Source organism: Nocardia aurea, assembly GCF_003123685.1.
In the GTDB taxonomy this organism is placed as follows: domain Bacteria; phylum Actinomycetota; class Actinomycetes; order Mycobacteriales; family Mycobacteriaceae; genus Nocardia; species Nocardia aurea.
This window is the reverse complement of record NZ_QCYJ01000175.1, coordinates 1-15850: the sequence shown is the minus strand read 5'-3', so window position 1 is coordinate 15850 and position 15850 is coordinate 1. Positions and strand designations below refer to the sequence as shown.

The window sequence follows — 15850 nt, the reverse complement described above, 5'->3', positions numbered from 1 at the left end:
ATGCCGATGATCCAACTCACACTCCCCGCCGGAGCGCTGCCCGCCCCGACCCGCGCCGAATTGCAGAAAACCCTCATCACCACGCTGTTGCACTGGGAGGGCGCACCCGACACCCCGTTCTTCCGGGCGCAGTCCTGGTGCCTCGTCGAGGAGGTGGCGCCCGGGGGATTCGTCAACGCCGCGGACGACCTGCCCCGGTTCCGGGTCGATGTGACCGTGCCGGAAGGCGCGCTGTCCGACCGCCGGAAGGCGGGCCTGGTCCAGCAGGTGACCGCCGACATCCTCGCGGCCGCCGGACTCGGCGAGGACGACGGTCTGCGGGTGTGGGTCCTGATCCACGAACAGCCCGAGGGCACCTGGGGCGCGGCGGGCAATATCGTGCGGTTCGCGGAGTTGAAGGCGCTCGCGGCGACCGAGCGCGGCTGAAGTCGGTACGAGTCGCCCCGCGCGCTCACGAGCACGGTTCGGCGGAAAAGATCCGCCGGGAGGATGCCGTCAGCGTGGCGGGGCGGCCAGTGTCAGCGAGGTCGCCCTGGTCCCCGTGCCGTAACGCCCGGCGGCACCGTTCAGCTGTTCGGTCAGTCCGAGGACCGCGGTGACCCGACCGATCTCGCGGTCCAGATTGTCGACGGTGGTGACGGCCGCGGCCATCGCCGGGTCCGAACGGATGACACCGATCGGACCGGGATCGTCCGCCGCCCCGGCACGGCCCGCCAGAATCGCCCCTGAGCCGCGACCGCGCAGCGCGCCGGTGAACCGGGCGATATTGGCCCCCTGGGCGTTCTCGGCGGCCTTGGCGCCGTTGCCGGTGATCACCACGGCGAGCTGGGCGGGCGCGATCGGCGCGTCCGCTTCGGCCACGAAGCCGCCGCCGCGCAATGTCTCCAGCACCAGGCTGAGTTCCTGCGGGGTGCTGCGCGGCGCGCCGTTACCCGGGTCGAGCAGCAGCACCAGCCCGAGCAGATCGCCCGCCATGCTGCCCTGATCGACCGCGCCGGTGCGCAGCTGCGCCCCGGCCGGGATCACATTGGTCATGGCGGCACGCATCCGGTCACCCTCGCCGGAGTCGAGGAAGGCGTCGGTCAGCGCGAGACGTCCGGTCACCGGGGCGCCCGCGGTCTCCAGTCCCCTGATCACCGATTCGACATCGGCCGGATCGGCGTCGGGTGTGGTGAACACCACGACGCTGCGGCCGGTGAGCGTTCCCCCGAGCACGCGTCCCGCCGACCCCGCGAGGAAACGATCCGCGGCGTTGAGTTCGTCGGTCAGCTGCCGATTCCGCGCGGAGTACTCCTCGACCCGCCTGCTCAGTTCGGTCCGGTCCGAGCGCAGTCCGGACAGCATGTCCGCCGCGAGCGTCTGGGATCCGAGCACCACCCCGATCGCGAGCGCGAGGAAGATCGCGACGATCGCTATCGCGTGCTGGCGAAACGAGATCATGACGCTCCTACGCTCGTGACGGACCGATCGCGCTAGCTACTGCCTGCCAGGCCCTGCACCCACAGCGCGAACCGGTTCCAGGTGTCGATCGTCCAGTTCAGGGTTTCGCCGCCGGTGTTGGAGGCGAGTAAGACCACGATCACCGCGACCAGGGCCGCGAGCACCACCATGGCGATGGCCACACCGGACATGCGGTTGCGGTAGAGCGTGCCGACGGCCTTGGCGTCCATCAGTTTGGTGCCGACCTTGAGCCGGGTCAGGAAGGTCGCCGGATTGCTGTCGCGCCTGCCTCGGTCGAAGAAGTCGTCCAGGGAGGCGGCGGCGCCCGCGGTCACGATCAGCGCCGCACCGTGATGATCCGCGAGCAGCAGGGCCAGATCGGCGGGGGCGCCCGAGGACGGGAAGGTGGTCGCGCCGATTCCGAGATCCTGGATCCGCTCCAGTCCCCTGGCGTGCCCGTCGGTATCGGCGGGCAGGATCACCTCGGCGCCGCATTTGAGTGTGGCCGTGGTGATCTCGTCCGGATCGCCGACGATCAGATCCGGCCGGTAGCCGTGTTTCACCAGGGTGTCGGCGCCACGCCCGACGCCGACCATGATCGGGGCGTACTCCTTGATGAACGGCTTGAGCCGCTTGAGGTCCTCCGCGTGGTCGGAGCCGTCGGCGACCACGACCACGTGCCGGTTCTTCATGGACAGTTCGAGTTCGGGCACGCCGATGCCGTCGATCAGCAACGCGCTCTCGGTGCGGACGAATTCGATGGTGTTTCCGGCGAACGCCTCGAGGTGGTCCGCGAGACCGCTGCGGGCGGCGACCATCCGTTCCGCGATCGCCGCTTCGGTCAGTTCGATGGTCTCGACCAGGACCTCGGGTTCCTTCTTGCCGAATTTGTCCGCGTAGACGACACCGTCGGCGATGCGGACCTTGGCGCCGTCCTTGATCTTGGTGAAGGCGTCCGAGGTCACCGTGTCGAGCAGCAGGATGCCGTTGGCCACGAGCACTTCCGGACCGAGGTTGGGGTAGCGCCCCGAGATCGACGGCGAGGTGTTGATCACCGCGACGACACCGGCCTCGATGAGGCGGTCGGCGGTCATCCGATCCAGGTCCATCTCGTCGATGACCACGACGTCACCGACTCCGGCGCGCCGCAGCAAACGACGAGTATTGCGATCGACCCGGGCCACCCCGGTCAGGCCTGGCAGCGATTCGGTCGTCCTCGACAGCAGCGCCGGCATCTTCATGGCCCGATAATGGCTGTTGGACCACGACTTTCGATGGAGGCGCGCCGCACCAGCCCGCACATTCGTCACTGTGATACGGTCCGCGCCGAAACCGGACCGAGGGGTCCGTGTCGCCGTGACGACGCCGCGATCCCGACTGCGGCTAATTACCGGCATCGCGACCGGAATCACCCGCATCGTGTGAGGAAATCCGGCCGCGTGGGCGGGAAGGTGATGCCACGTCGTATCACAACGCGACCACATCGTGCTGAGGGCGCATACGCGCCGCGGCCTCCGGAAGGGCGAACGACATGGATTTTTGGGACATTATCTGGTTCATCGTGGTGAGCTTCTTCTTCATCGCCTATCTGATGGTGATGTTCTCGATCCTGATGGACCTTTTCCGGGATCACGAGACCTCGGGCTGGGCGAAGGCGATCTGGGTGGTCTTCCTGCTCATATTCCCGTTCATCACCGCCCTGGTGTACCTGGTGGTGCGCGGCAAGGGGATGGCCGAGCGCCGCGCCGCGGACACGATCCAGCTGAAACAGGCCCAGGACGCCTACATCAGGCAGGTCGCGGGCTCCGACCCGACGGCGCAGATCGCGAACGGCAAGAAACTGCTGGACGACGGCGCGATCACCGCGGAGGAATTCGAACAGATCAAGCGCACCGCGCTGCAATAGACCGCGTGCACACGGTTCCGGCGATGCGAGCGCGTCGCCGGAACCGTGCTGTTCCATTCGTCCAAGACCGCGGGTAGCCGCGGACGTAGTTTGACGATATGACTTCCACTCCGCCGACCGTCTCCGAGGTTTCCGTGTCTTGCGAGGTCTCCGAGGCCGACCGCACGCTGACACTCCGCTACGACGACTGGCTGACCGCCATCGTCGCCAACGACGCCGACCGCATCGCCGAATTCGTCACCGACGAGTGGGTTTTCGTCGGCGAGACCGGCATCACCGAAGGCACCCGATTTCTCGAACTCGTGCGCGCGGGCACGCTGACGCATTCCGCCATGGCGCGGGTCGGCGAACCACGGATCCGGCGTCACGGCGAGGTCGCGGTGTTCTCGGTCCGCGTGCGCAACACGGCACGGTTCGACGGCAGCGAGTTCGATTCCGACGAATGGACCACGGACGTGTTCGTCGAGCGCGACGGTGATTGGTACTGCGTTCTCACCCAACTCACCACCGTTCGCCCCGGCGACTAGCGGCCCCGCGATCGGTCCGGGATCGCGGGCAGCGGCGGGAGTTCGAGATTCGCGCGGAAGGTGTCGCCGACGTAGTCGTCGCCGACGATTCCCCGGCGGCGCAATTCGGGAAGCAGCCCGTTCAGCAGGAAGTCACGGGTGCGCGGGTCGGCGAGTCCGCCGAGTGAGATGACATCGAGCACCCCCGCGTCGTAGCGTTCCTGGACCGCGTCGGCGAGTTGTTCCGGAGTACCGGCCACCGCCCAGTGCCCGGTGTCCTTGCTCGCGATGATCAACTCGCGCAACGTCTTTCCCGAACGCGCGAGTTTGCCGAAGATCTCCACCCGACCGCGTCGACGGTTGACCGAGGTGACATCGGGCAGCAGATGCTCCGGAATCGGCCGGTCCAGCGGCAACCCCGACAGGTCGACACCGCCGCCGAACATATCCTCCAGCGCCACCCGTCCCGCGTCGAGATCGAAGGCCTCGGCCTGCTCGCGCACGATCCGGCCGACCTCCTCCTCCGACGCGCCATAGGTCGCGTGGAAGGAACTCATGATCAGCGGCAGTCCGTCCGCGCGTCCCCATTCGGCGGCGCGGGTACGGATCCGCTTGGTGTAGGTGACGGCGTCCTCCAGCGTCGGCAGCGAGGTGAACACGACTTCGGCGAACCGCGCGCCCAGTTCGATCCCGCCCTCGGACTGCCCGGCCTGGAACTGAACCGGTCTGCGCTGCGGCAGGATCGGGATATTGAGCGGCCCGCGCACCGTGAAGAACCGACCTCGATAATCGATCGGAACCACCAGGTCCTGATCGAGTACCGCGCCGCCGCGGCCGTCGGGGGTGAGCGAACCCGGCCGCCAACTGTCGAACAGCGCGTTGACGACCTCGAGGGATTCGGTGGCCCGCGCGTAGCGCTGCTCGGGGCTCGGCAACTCCTGGTCGCCGTAGTTCTCCTCGCCGACCGAGGAGGTGACGGCGTTCCACGCCGCGCGCCCGTTGCTGATGTGATCGAGCGTTCCGAACAGCCTGGCGAGGTTGAACGGATGGTGGAATGTCGTGGTCACCGTGGCGATCAGGCCGACGTGGGAGGTCACCGAACTCAGCGCGGACAGGAAGATCAACGGCTCCTGCGCGCCGATCGCGCCCTGCGCGCCGAAGGTCAGCAGATCGGCCGCGAACAGGGCGTCGAATTTGTTCGCCTCGGCGATTTTCGCGATCTCGATCGAGGAGGCGACCGTGGACACCGCCGGGTCGATCGCGGCCGAATACACGCTCACCGCCCCGCTGACACCGGTCACCGTCTTGAGCGGTCGACGTCGTGTGCCCATGCGCTGGCTCCCTCCTCGTCTCGGTCACCCCCGGTACATCCAGGGCCGCCTTTCACGCTGTGCCACGACACGTTTCGGAACAACGGACTCGATCACCGTGATTCCAATCGGTCACGATTCACCGGCGAATCCGCGGGTGCGCCGCGACACTCACGAAGCCAGCTGCGTCGGCAGCACGGTCAGCCGTAGCGCGCGGATCGCCGCGGCCACGGCCGGTCGTTCCAGCGACGCCTGGCGATAGGTGACCCCGATCTGACGTGAGCCGTCGGCGATGGTGCACGCGATCAGCTCCCGATGATGTTCGGCCACCGACATTTCCGGCACGATGGCGACACCGAGACCGTGCGCCACCATCTCCGCCATCCCGTCGAAGCTGCCACTGCGATGTTCGATCCTCGGCGCGAAACCGGCTTCGCCGCAGGCGTATACGACCGACACGATGGAGGGCGCGCCGTCGCGGGCCGCGATCCAGTCGGCATCGCGCGCGGCGACCAGCCCCTGCTGCGCGGCGCGTTCACGGAGACCGGGCGGGGCGAGCAGCACCAACGGATCGCTGAAGAGGAATTCCGACGACAGCCCGAACGGCAGATCCCTGGCCCGGAACGAGTAGGAGTAGGTGATCGCCAGATCGACCTCCTGCTGGCGCACGGCGGGAACCGAGTCGACGGGCATCTGGTCGACCAGGCGGATGCGCAGCGCCGGGTACTCACGCTTGAGCCTGGCCGCGGCGGGCAGCGCGAGCCGGGTCTGCGCCGTCCGGAACGTCGCCAGTGTGAGTACCCCGGTGACCGCCTCGGCGGTGGCCGCGACCGCGCTCTCGGCCTCCTCCAGTGCCGCGACGATCCGCGAGGTGTGGTCGACGAGTATGCGACCGGCCGGGGTCAGCCGCAGCACCCTGCCCTCACGCCGGGTCAGCACGGTGCCGACCTCGTCCTCCAGAATCCGCAATTGCTGTGACACGGCCGATGTGGTGATGCCGTGCAACTCCGAGACCGCCGTCATGGTGTTGCGCTCCGCCAGGTCGCGCAACAGGATGAGGCGTCGAATGTCGTACATGAACCCTCGCTTCGACTGCTGCCGGCACCCGGCATCTATCATGCGCAGTCGCGAGCGCCCCGGAAATCCTTACGATCAGAACGATTCTGTGCACCCTCGCCCGCGGGCGATATCGTCTCGCGGGATTTCGTCAGGGTACCTATACACTTCCTGTCACAGACAGTTCGTAGAGGAGACACCATGGCAAGCACGACCGTCGATGCCGTCATCGCCGCCCCGCGTGAAGTCGTCTATCAATTCTTCGCCGCACGTGACGGGATCAATCCCTACGTGCCGGTCGATTTCACGCTCAAGCGGCCGGGCTCACCGACCCCCGAAGGTGTGGGCGCGCAGTACCTGATCGGCAAGGGCGGCGTGGGCCTGCTGGAGGAGACCACGAAACTGGTCCCGGGCGAGCGCATGGAATACAAGATCGTCAAGGGCGCGCCGGTGAAACGCCACGTCGGCATCATCACCTTCACCGACGCCGACAACGGCACCCTCGTCTCGTACACGATGGAGTCCGAGCCCAGTCTGCCCGTTCCGGCCAAGGTGCTCGAATTCGGACTGAAGAACTTGATCAACCAGTTCATCAAGGGCGCGCAGAAAGCCCTGCGCTGACCCGATAGCCCCCGGAACCCCTCCCTCGTGCGAGGGGTTCCGAGGTCAGGCCGGGGTTCGCTCGGCGCGCGCCGTCTCCAGCAATTCCTCCGCGTGCGCGCGACCGGTCTCGGTATCGTCCAGCCCCGCCAGCATCCGGGCCAATTCGATGACCCGCTCGTCCTCGGACAACGTCCGCACGCCGCTGTCGACCGCGCCCTCGCCGTCGTCGGATTTGTGCACCACCAGGTGGGTGTCCGCGAAGGCCGCCACCTGGGGCAGGTGGGTCACCACGATCACCTGGTGGGTACGGGCCAGACGGGCGAGGCGCCGCCCGATCTCCACCGCCGCGCGTCCACCGACACCGGCGTCGACCTCGTCGAAGACCATCGTCGCGCCGTGGTCGGAGCTGGAGAGCACCACTTCGAGCGCGAGCATCACCCGGGAGAGCTCACCACCGGAGGCGCTCTTGCTCAGCGGCAGCGACTGCGCGCCGGAATGCGCGGACAGTCGAAACTCCACCTCGTCGACACCGGAGCCGCCCGCGTGCAGTTCCTTACCCGCGACGGTCAGCGGCGAGGAATCCTGCGCGCCGGCGAGCACCGGCCGGACCTCGACCTCCAGCCGCGCCTTACCCATGGCCAGACCGCCGAGTTCCGCGCTGACCGCGTTCGCCAGTTTGCCCGCGGCCTTGGTTCGCGCCGCGGTCAACTTGCGTGCCGATTCACGGACCTTCTCCGCGGCGATATCGACCTCCGCGGCGAGTTTGGTCAGCGTCTCCTCCGAGACGTCGAGCGAATCGAGCCGGGTACGCGATTCCTCGGCCCAGGCGATGACGCCGTCGATATCCGGGGCGTATTTGCGGGTGAGGGACTTCAGTTCGGCCTGGCGGGTCAGCAGGGAGTCCAGCGCGCCGGGATCGGACGGCAGATCCGACAGGTACCCGCTCAATTCGGTGGTCAGGTCGACGACGACGGCGATGGCCTCCCCCAGTCGCGGACCGAGCGCCGAGAGCGCGGGATCGTCGGCCGATTCGATGCGGCCGCGCGCCGTTCCGAGCAATTCCAGTGCGCCGGAACCGGCTTCGGGCGAATCGGCCGGACCCGCGAGCGCGTCGTGCGCCGTCGCGGCGGCCTCGCGCAGCGAATCCAGATCGCTGAGCCTGCGCACCTCGTGCACGATGCGCGTGTCCTCACCGGGTTCCGGTGCGATGGAGTCGATCTCGTTGAGCGAATGTTTGAGCCGATCGGCCTCCAGCGCGAGTTCGCGACTGCGCGCGGTGCGTTCGAGCAATTCGTTGCGCGCGTCGAGCCAGGAACGCCGGTACACCTGGTATTTCGCCAACAGCGGCCCGACGGTGTCGACCGCGAACTGATCGAGCGCGTTCAACTGCTGATCGGACCGCTGTAGCCGCAACTGGTCGTTCTGGCCGTGCACCGTCAGCAGCGGCGCGGTGAATTCGGCCAGTACCGAAGCGGGAACACCGCGGCCGCCGAGATGCGCGCGCGAACGTCCGTCACTGTTCACGGTGCGCACGGCGATGATGCTGCCGTCGTCGTCGGGTTCGGCCGCCGCCGATTCGAGCACACCGGCGACGTCGGCTCGGGCGCTCTCGTTGACATCGTCGACGGTGAACCGGCCCTCCACCACCGCGCGCTGCGCGCCGAGCCTGACCCGGCCCGCGTCGGCGCGTGCCCCGCTCAGCAGATGCAGGCTGGTGACGACCATGGTCTTACCCGCACCGGTCTCGCCGGTCAGCACGGTCAATCCCGCGTGGAACTGCGCGGTGGCGGTGGATATGACGCCGAGGCCGTCAATCCTGATCTCTGTCAGCACGTGTGCTCTCCGTTCGCCGTCGGCCACGCCAGCCGGTCACGGGCAATTGGAACTTGCGCACCATCCGGTCGGCGAACGGCGCGGAATCCAATCGCACCCAGCGCACCGGTTCCGCGCCACGGACCGCTTCCACCCGGCCACCACGAGGCAGCGCGATGGTGCGCCTGCCGTCAAGGAAAACTATCGCATCGTGTCCGGTCGCCACCGACTCGACCGCGATACGGGATTCGGGACTGGTCACCAGCGGCCGCGCGAACAGCGCGTGGGCATTGCTCGGAATCACCAGCAGTGCCTCCAGTTCCGGCCACACCACCGGGCCGCCCGCGGAGAAGGCGTAGGCGGTGGAACCGGTCGGGGTGGACAGCAGGATGCCGTCGCAGCCGAACGAGGACACCGGCCTGCCGTCGACTTCGAGTACCACCTCGAGTACGCCCATCCGCGAGGCGTTCTCGATACTCGCCTCGTTCAGCGCCCAGCCGGATTCCACGATCTCGTCGTCGACGCGCACCGTCACGTCGATCGTCATCCGATCCTCGACCCGGTAATCACCGCGCACCACCTGCGCCAACGCGTCATCGAGGTGTTCTGCTTCGGCTTCGGTGAGAAATCCGATGCGGCCCAGATTGATTCCGAGCACCGGAACCGCGGCGGGCCTCGCCAGCTCGGCGGCACGCAGGAAGGTGCCGTCACCGCCGAGCACCAGCACCATCTCGCAGCCGATCGCCGCGCCAGGATCGTGCGGGACCACCCGCGCGGGATAGCCCCCCGGCTCGGCGACGGCCCGCACACTGGCGCTGGGATCCTCGAATCCGAATCGGGTGCTGTCGGCCTCGTCGGCGAGTACCCGCAGACCGATACCTGCGTCGGCGAAGATCTTCGCGACCCGGTGCGCGGTTTCGATGATCTCGGCGCGCCCGGGATGTGAGACGAGCAGGATCTCCCGCCTGCCGTGCGCGGTCGGCGCGTTCACCGTGGCCCCTCCTCAACCGCACGCTCGACGAGGGCCGCGACCTGCTCGTCGTCGTAGTCGAACTGTCCGTCTCTGCGCAGCCACAAGAAGTATTCGACATTGCCGGAAGGTCCCGGCAGCGGGCTGGCCACCGCCGCGAGGGTCCGCAATCCGTGCTCGGCCGCGACCCTGGCGACCTCGCGCACCGCCTCCGCGCGCAACCCGGGATCCCGGACGACGCCGCCGGTTCCGACCCGGTCCTTGCCCACTTCGAACTGGGGTTTCACCATGGGCAGCAGATCCGCTCCCGGCGCGACGCAGGCGGCGAGCGCGGGCAGCACCAGTCCGAGCGAGATGAACGACAGATCGCCGACCACCAGGTCCACGGTGCCGCCGACGAGTTCGGGCGTCAGAGTGCGCACATTGGTGCGGTCGAGCACCCTCACCCTGTCGTCGCTCTGCAACCGCCAGACGAGCTGACCGTAACCGACGTCGACGGCGACCACCTCGCGCGCGCCCTTCGACAGCAGCACATCGGTGAAACCGCCGGTCGACGCGCCCGCGTCCAGGCATCTCTTACCCTCGACCTCGACACCGAGCGGCTCGAAGGCCGCCAGCGCGCCGAGAAGTTTGTGCGCTCCCCGCGATGCCCACGACACCTCGTCGGGTTCCTCGCGCACCAGCAGGGGGGTGCCGGTCTCCACCGCGGTCGCCGGTTTCACGGCGACCGTTCCGGCTATCAGGACGCGGCCGGCGCCGATCAGCTCGACCGCGTGCTCTCGCGATCGAGCCAACCCGCGGCGAACGAGTTCGGCGTCCACCCGTGCACGCCTGGCCACCTCAGATCTTGTCCACCGTGGCGAGCGCCTGGACGAGCACATCGTGCGCCTGTTCCAGAATGCGGGCGCGGCGGGTGATATCCGCGCCGGATTCGACGCCGTCCGCCGCCGGGGTCCCCCACCGCGGACGGGAATCCAGTTCGGCGAGCAGTTCATCGATCTCGGCGCGGATCCGAGCCGGATCCGCGAGCTCCGTCTGCCCCTGCGCGCCGGGCAGGTGCCGACCGGGCAGCGGGACGCCGGGGCGGGGTCCATTCGAGCCTGGTGCGGTCATACCGGGTCCATTCGGGCGGGTTTCGGAGTACTCATCGTGGTGACAACGCTATCGGATTTCCGAATCGACCGCGCGGACCGTCACCGCCCTGCCCGGATTGCCGAGCGACAGTTCGGCCAGCGCCTGTCTCGGATCGCCGTCGACATCGAATTCGAGTGGCGGGTGGTTGAGCGCGGCCAGCGAGTCGGCCACGAATGTCGGGACCCGTTCGGGTGGGGCCGCGCGAAGTTCGTCCAGGGTGCTGACGCCGGTGAGCACCAGCAGCGATGCCAGTCCGACCCGGTTCGCGCCCTCGATATCGGTGTCCATCCGATCCCCCACCACCAGCGCGCTGCGCGTGCCTGCCCGCGTCAGCGCGTCCTCCAGCAACGGCGCGTACGGTTTGCCCGCGACGATCGGTTCCCGATCCGAGGCGGCGACCAGAGCCGCGACCATCGACCCGTTACCCGGCGCGAGACCGCGCTCGTTCGGCAGCGTGCGGTCGGTGTTGGCGGCGACCCACAGCGCGCCCGCGCGCAGGGCGTAGGCCGCCTCGGCCAGATCCGGCCATGCCGTCTGCGGCGAATGGCCCTGCACCACGGCGGCGGGAACGTCGTCATCGAAGCGGCGGATCGACGTCAACCCGACGGCGTCCACCTCGCGGGCCAGATCATCGGTCCCGACGACGAGCACCGTCGAGCCGGGAGCCAGACGCTCGGCCAACAGCCCCGCGGCCGCCTGCGCACTGGTCACGACATCGTCGGTACTCGCGGGGAAACCGAGTTCGCTCAGATGTTCGGCGACCGTCTTCGGGGCACGGCTGGCATTGTTGGTGACGTACACGAGCCGCTGCCCGCCGACGTCGTCGACCAGTGCCTCCGGTGCGCCATCGATCACCACCGGACCCCTGTACAGGGTTCCGTCCAGATCGAGCAGCAGGGCCTCATAGCGATCCCGTAGTCGCGTCACACCACTCTCACTCCCTGGCCGATCGGCGCCCGCCGGTCGCACCTCGTGCCGATCGAACACGACACGGGGCAGTCCGCCCCCACAACCGCCGTTCCGACCGTCCCGGCAGCGCACCGAGACGACTCGCACCCTACGCCAGCGCACCGACGGGCCGCGCCCGCGATTCGATCGCCGGACGACGTCGCCGGTCGCGGTCGGGTGTCGGCCTGCGCCACGACGGTGCTCGACGTCACACGGCGGACAGTCGCCGCGCGACGCCGAGCACCGGTCGTCGCACCGTCTGCGCGGTGTCGGTGGCGCGGTGTCAGAGTTTCCCGGCGATGAATCCCGCCGCGTCGTCGACGGCGTCACCGTAGGCGACGTGCGCCAGCGGCAGAGCGCCACCGAGTTGGCAGACCGGATCGCCCGAGGTGCAATAGGTCCGAGTGTGATCGCGATGTCTCTGCGGCACGCCCGTCCGCCAGATGAGGCCGGGGTCACCGAACAGCGCGACCGCGACGATCGGCGCCTGATACCGGGATTCGAGCGGCGCGACCGACGACGGGACGAGCGGGGCCGCCTCACCCAGAACACCGTGCATGACGATGGCGCCCTCCGAATAGCCGACCATCACGAAACGCTGATTCGGGCATTTGTTCAACGCACCCGTCACGTACTCGACGACATCGGCCACGCCCTTCCGCACCGAAGTCGGATCGGCCGGGTTCGCCGGGTAGTCCACGGCATAGGAGGTGGTCGTGACCTGGACCGAGCCGCGCACCTTCGCGTACAGCGGGTCACCGACGATCGTGCCGAGCGCGCCTGGCTCGCTGGTCCCACGTGCGACCACGACGGCGACATCGGCGCACCCGGGATCGGCCTGCGCCTGCGTCGACCAGAACACGGGCAGAGTCGCGGAGCACAGCGCGCCGATCAGCATGCCTTTCAGAGCGGCCCGGCCGATGGTTCGAGAACTCATGGTTCCTCCAGATATTCGCGAGCGTTGTTGTTGCCGCGGCGGATCCGTGCGGATTCGACGGAGTCGCAAAATCATTTCGCCGCGAATTCTTCTCGCCATTCTACAGGCGAAATAGGTTGCAACGCAACGCACTTTACTGAACGAGAAACGCAAGTCAACCGGCCACGACGCCGAATCGAGGGAATCGTGATTCCTCACAGCAATTCGCGTAGTTCTCACAAAAGTCACGCAGGCGAATTCGCCGCTATCGACCGAATTCTATGGACACTCGGGATATTCTGGAGGCAGCGCGGCCGCTCCGGTATCGATGAGCAATACTGCGGCGGAAACCGCCGCGCCGGATAACCATCGAGTCGGTCGTCGGGCCATGTAACTCGTCAGGCCCAGGCCACTCCGCGCGCCCAGGCCACTCGGCGGGCGCGAGCCACTCGTCAGGCTCAGGCCCACTCGGCGCGCGCGAGCCATATCGGATGCGTGCGGACGGTGCCCGCACCCGGATCTCGCAGCTTCCGGCGAAATGCCGGGCGCTCGGGCCAGCAACGGCCACAGGGACTTCGCGAATGCCCAACGCTCACCACGGCAAGCATCGTCGTGCCCCGATCGGCCACGGCTGTGCCCGGGTGACGACGCCAGGTAGCGACGGAACGCGAGTCGGTCGCGAGCGCGCGTCGATCACCGAACATGCGGCAGCCACCGAACCCGCGACAGTCACTGATGCACAACAGTCACCGACGCACGACAGTCATCGAACGCACAATGGTCGACGCATAATGCACGACAGTGCCCGCATAACGCGCGACGGTGCCGTCACCCGCTCGTGGTTCCGGTGCTACAGAGCGTAGCCTCGACTCCTGCGGTCCCAATTCTTCTGGCACAGTTTCGATCTCGCGGTCCAGCGGTTCTCGGATCTGGCCAAGCAGGCGCAGGCGGGAGAGCCGGTCGACTACTGGTCGCCGGTGAGTTCGGCAGCGCGCTCTTCGGCGTCGGTTTCGCCGTCCAGATCCGCGGAGGCCGAATTGAGGAACCACTCCAGCCCTTCGGCTGTACGGCCCGCCGCGACCAAGGCGTCGGCGTACGCGTAGAACAGGCGGGCGGCGGAGGAGCCGGTACGGGAGGCGTCGAGATCGGAGCCCTGCAGGGTGACCACGGCCTGGTCGAACTCGCCGAGATCCATACGGGCGCCGGCGACGACGATCCGGAGTTCGGCTGCCTCGTCACCGGACAGTTCCCTGGCCTCGTCGCTGCGACCGAGTTCGATCGCCCGCTCGGGGCGGCCGAGACCACGTTCGCAGTCCGCCATGACGGCGAGCAGTCCGGAACCGCCCGACATGCGGCGCGCGGTGCGCAACTCCGACAGTGCCTCGGCCCACTCGCCTGCGTGATAGGCGGTCACTCCCGCGGTCTCCCTGACCACGGCGACGCGGCCGGCGCGCTGACGAGCGGCGCGTGCGTGCGCCAACGCCAGTCGCGGATCGTCGTCGATGAGGCGCACCGCCATCACCAGGTGCCTGGCGACGGCTTCGGCATTGGTCTTGTCCAGACTCAGCAGGTCGCGGCGGACCGCCGGGTCGAGATCGGAAGCCTGGATGTCATCGGGCAGATCCGGTTCCTCCGGACGAGGCGGACGCCGCTCACCGCCGCGGCCACCCTGGCCGCCGCCGGTACGCGCGCCTTCACCGCCACGTCGACGGTCGTCACCACCGTCGCGTCGTTCGAAGCCGCCACGGTCACCGGAACCGCGCTGGAAACCACCGCGCTCGCCGGAACCACCGCGGTTCTCGCCGCCACGATCGCTCGCGCCGCGTTTGAACCCACCGCGATCGGAACCGGCGCCTTCGCCCGATCCACCACGGCTCGACATACCCCGGTCATCGGAGCCACGCTCGGAACCGCCACGATCACTCGCACGTTTGAACCCACCGCGCTCACGCGAATCCGCACCGCGATCGGAATCGGAACGGGCACCGGAAGTACCGCGGTTCGCCGCACCCCGATCCTCCGAGTCACGCCGGAACCCACCGCGATCGTCGCCGCCGCGCTGATAACCGCCACCGCGCTGCGTGCCCGCGCGGTCGTCGTCGCGACGCTGAGATCCACGATCGGACCCGCCGCGGTTGAACCCGCCACGGTCACCGGAATCACGACCCGAAGATCCGGTCCGCTCGCCGGAACCACGGCTGAATCCACCACGGTCACCGCCGCGATCACCGGTGCCACCGCCGCGCTTGAATCCACCGCGCTCACCGGAATCGCCTCCGCGGCTGCTGCCACGATCGGAGTCACCACCGCGGCTGTAACCGCCACGGTCACCGGAATCGCTGCTTCGTTTATAGCCGCCACGGTCAGCGGAATCTCCGCTACGCCCATTGCTGTCACGACCACCGGAGTCGCGGTTGTATCCACCTCGATCGCTCGAATTCCCGCGACCGGAACCACCACGGTCACCGGAGTCGCCACGGCTGTAACCGCCGCGATCGCTCGATTCGCCGCGTTTGAATCCACCCTGGCCGGAGTCACGATGGCCACCGCGATCAGCGGAGCCGCCACGGTTGTCGCCGCCGGAGTCGGGACGACCGAAGCCGCCACCGCGGCCGGACTCGCGCTGATAACCACCGCGATCGTCGGAACCGCCGCCGCGTTTGAAACCGCCGCGCTCACCTGAGCTGTCACCACGGGAATCACCGCCGCGGTTTCCTGAATCGTCGCCGCGGCGGAAGCCGCCCCTGGGCGCCGAATTCTCGCCGCGCTGGAAACCGCCACTTCGGCTGCCGCCGTCACGATCGCCCGAGCCACCACGGTTGTACCCGCCGCGGTCACCGGAGCCACCGCGCTGGTCGCCGCCGCGCCCACCGGACGAACCGGTACGGCCCGCGCCGCGATCGGGACGACCGCCGTCGGAGCCGCCGGTTCCGCGGGACGGACGATCTGATCCGTCGCCGCGTCGGAAAGACTTCCGACCGTCGTTATCTTCCGACACGGTGATCCCTTTCTGAGATTCCGGAGGCCGCTACGGGCTCCATGGCAAATTCAATCACGCGCCGGGCTCTAGCCGTGGACGGGGCAACGTGGAGGAGCACGAAAAGGTGCTCAAACGACGATAGGGGACCCAGATTCTGGGTCCCCTATCGTGAACGATGTTCCGGCGGTGTCCTACTCTCCCACACCCTGTCGAGTGCAGTACCATCGGCGCTGGCAGGCTTAGCTTCCGGGTTCGGAATGGGACCGGGC

The 15850-nt window shown here is 68.2% G+C and carries 16 protein-coding genes, 1 rRNA gene and 1 pseudogene; 6 read left to right on the top strand and 12 right to left on the bottom strand.

All coding sequences use genetic code 11. The annotated features are described in order from the left end of the window. Positions 1–426 carry a tautomerase family protein gene (locus DAT37_RS42645; protein ID WP_109530674.1) on the top strand — a complete coding sequence of 142 codons (426 nt, stop codon included), beginning with the start codon at positions 1–3 and terminating at the stop codon, positions 424–426. Between the two features lie 69 nt (positions 427–495). Here DAT37_RS42645 and DAT37_RS42640 read toward each other — a convergent pair whose 3' ends face one another. Both DAT37_RS42640 and steA read right to left on the bottom strand, forming a co-directional pair. Further along, positions 496–1440, bottom strand: coding sequence for a copper transporter (locus DAT37_RS42640; protein ID WP_109530673.1), 945 nt, complete (start codon positions 1438–1440; stop codon positions 496–498). 32 nt (positions 1441–1472) lie between these two features. Further along, positions 1473–2681: a putative cytokinetic ring protein SteA gene (steA, locus tag DAT37_RS42635; RefSeq protein ID WP_109530672.1), complete on the bottom strand. Its 1209-nt coding sequence runs from the start codon at positions 2679–2681 to the stop codon at positions 1473–1475. Between the two features lie 290 nt (positions 2682–2971). On the opposite strand from steA, the gene DAT37_RS42630 reads away from it, so the two are divergent. Beyond that, positions 2972–3346, top strand: coding sequence for an SHOCT domain-containing protein (locus tag DAT37_RS42630; protein ID WP_109530671.1), 375 nt, complete (start codon positions 2972–2974; stop codon positions 3344–3346). 98 nt (positions 3347–3444) lie between these two features. Continuing rightward, positions 3445–3873 (top strand): nuclear transport factor 2 family protein, encoded by a 429-nt coding sequence (locus tag DAT37_RS42625; RefSeq protein WP_109530670.1) that lies wholly within the window; start codon positions 3445–3447, stop codon positions 3871–3873. Here DAT37_RS42625 and DAT37_RS42620 read toward each other — a convergent pair. Both DAT37_RS42620 and DAT37_RS42615 read right to left on the bottom strand, forming a co-directional pair. Beyond that, a complete protein-coding gene (locus tag DAT37_RS42620) occupies positions 3870–5183 on the bottom strand; it encodes an NtaA/DmoA family FMN-dependent monooxygenase (RefSeq protein WP_109530669.1) in 1314 nt (437 codons plus the stop codon). The genes DAT37_RS42625 and DAT37_RS42620 overlap by 4 nt on opposite strands. 150 nt (positions 5184–5333) lie before the next feature. After that, positions 5334–6239: a LysR substrate-binding domain-containing protein gene (locus DAT37_RS42615; RefSeq protein ID WP_109530668.1), complete on the bottom strand. Its 906-nt coding sequence runs from the start codon at positions 6237–6239 to the stop codon at positions 5334–5336. A gap of 180 nt (positions 6240–6419) precedes the next feature. Here DAT37_RS42615 and DAT37_RS42610 point away from each other — a divergent pair, with 180 nt between their 5' ends. Further along, on the top strand, positions 6420–6839 hold the full coding sequence (locus DAT37_RS42610) for an SRPBCC family protein (RefSeq protein ID WP_109530667.1): 420 nt from the start codon (positions 6420–6422) through the stop codon (positions 6837–6839). A gap of 45 nt (positions 6840–6884) precedes the next feature. On the opposite strand, the gene recN is transcribed toward DAT37_RS42610, so the two are convergent. From recN to DAT37_RS42580, 6 genes are all read right to left on the bottom strand, one after another. Continuing rightward, a complete protein-coding gene (recN, locus tag DAT37_RS42605) occupies positions 6885–8654 on the bottom strand; it encodes a DNA repair protein RecN (RefSeq protein WP_109530666.1) in 1770 nt (589 codons plus the stop codon). After that, entirely contained in the window at positions 8632–9624 is a 993-nt protein-coding gene (locus tag DAT37_RS42600) for an NAD kinase (protein ID WP_109530665.1), read from the bottom strand. The genes recN and DAT37_RS42600 overlap by 23 nt, the downstream gene beginning before the upstream one ends. Continuing rightward, positions 9621–10442, bottom strand: a complete 822-nt coding sequence (locus DAT37_RS42595; RefSeq protein WP_109530664.1) for a TlyA family RNA methyltransferase — start codon at positions 10440–10442, stop codon at positions 9621–9623. The genes DAT37_RS42600 and DAT37_RS42595 overlap by 4 nt, the downstream gene beginning before the upstream one ends. Position 10443: 1 nt before the next feature. Further along, positions 10444–10716 carry a hypothetical protein gene (locus DAT37_RS42590; RefSeq protein ID WP_109530663.1) on the bottom strand — a complete coding sequence of 91 codons (273 nt, stop codon included), beginning with the start codon at positions 10714–10716 and terminating at the stop codon, positions 10444–10446. A 48-nt stretch (positions 10717–10764) separates the two neighbouring features. Beyond that, the gene (locus tag DAT37_RS42585; protein ID WP_109530807.1) at positions 10765–11664 is read right to left on the bottom strand and encodes an HAD-IIA family hydrolase; all 900 of its coding nucleotides are present in this window, start codon (positions 11662–11664) and stop codon (positions 10765–10767) included. Between the two features lie 304 nt (positions 11665–11968). Then, entirely contained in the window at positions 11969–12622 is a 654-nt protein-coding gene (locus tag DAT37_RS42580; protein WP_157978996.1) for a cutinase family protein, read from the bottom strand. Between the two features lie 851 nt (positions 12623–13473). Here DAT37_RS42580 and DAT37_RS46605 point away from each other — a divergent pair. After that, positions 13474–13551, top strand: a pseudogene (locus tag DAT37_RS46605) (DUF5996 family protein); the annotation flags it as partial. A gap of 14 nt (positions 13552–13565) precedes the next feature. On the opposite strand, the gene DAT37_RS42575 reads toward DAT37_RS46605, so the two are convergent. Beyond that, entirely contained in the window at positions 13566–14483 is a 918-nt protein-coding gene (locus tag DAT37_RS42575) for a hypothetical protein (protein ID WP_157978995.1), read from the bottom strand. Positions 14484–15140: 657 nt separating this feature from the next. Between DAT37_RS42575 and DAT37_RS44705 the strand changes: the two genes are divergently transcribed. Beyond that, positions 15141–15284, top strand: a complete 144-nt coding sequence (locus tag DAT37_RS44705) for a hypothetical protein (protein WP_157978994.1) — start codon at positions 15141–15143, stop codon at positions 15282–15284. A gap of 475 nt (positions 15285–15759) precedes the next feature. On the opposite strand, the gene rrf is transcribed toward DAT37_RS44705, so the two are convergent. Beyond that, a 5S ribosomal RNA gene (gene rrf / locus DAT37_RS42570) occupies positions 15760–15850 on the bottom strand; the annotation flags it as partial.

Excerpts from the sequence above, each read along its gene's own strand:
- DAT37_RS42640 (WP_109530673.1), bottom strand. The coding sequence starts at position 1,440 with ATGATCTCGTTTCGCCAGCACGCGATAGCGATCGTCGCGATCTTCCTC.
- DAT37_RS42620 (WP_109530669.1), bottom strand. The coding sequence starts at position 5,183 with ATGGGCACACGACGTCGACCGCTCAAGACGGTGACCGGTGTCAGCGGG.
- DAT37_RS42625 (WP_109530670.1), top strand. The coding sequence starts at position 3,445 with ATGACTTCCACTCCGCCGACCGTCTCCGAGGTTTCCGTGTCTTGCGAG.
- DAT37_RS42610 (WP_109530667.1), top strand. The coding sequence starts at position 6,420 with ATGGCAAGCACGACCGTCGATGCCGTCATCGCCGCCCCGCGTGAAGTC.
- DAT37_RS42590 (WP_109530663.1), bottom strand. The coding sequence starts at position 10,716 with ATGACCGCACCAGGCTCGAATGGACCCCGCCCCGGCGTCCCGCTGCCC.
- DAT37_RS42615 (WP_109530668.1), bottom strand. The coding sequence starts at position 6,239 with ATGTACGACATTCGACGCCTCATCCTGTTGCGCGACCTGGCGGAGCGC.
- DAT37_RS44705 (WP_157978994.1), top strand. The coding sequence starts at position 15,141 with ATGGCCACCGCGATCAGCGGAGCCGCCACGGTTGTCGCCGCCGGAGTC.
- DAT37_RS42630 (WP_109530671.1), top strand. The coding sequence starts at position 2,972 with ATGGATTTTTGGGACATTATCTGGTTCATCGTGGTGAGCTTCTTCTTC.
- steA (WP_109530672.1), bottom strand. The coding sequence starts at position 2,681 with ATGAAGATGCCGGCGCTGCTGTCGAGGACGACCGAATCGCTGCCAGGC.
- DAT37_RS42575 (WP_157978995.1), bottom strand. The coding sequence starts at position 14,483 with ATGTCGAGCCGTGGTGGATCGGGCGAAGGCGCCGGTTCCGATCGCGGT.
- DAT37_RS42645 (WP_109530674.1), top strand. The coding sequence starts at position 1 with ATGCCGATGATCCAACTCACACTCCCCGCCGGAGCGCTGCCCGCCCCG.
- DAT37_RS42580 (WP_157978996.1), bottom strand. The coding sequence starts at position 12,622 with ATGAGTTCTCGAACCATCGGCCGGGCCGCTCTGAAAGGCATGCTGATC.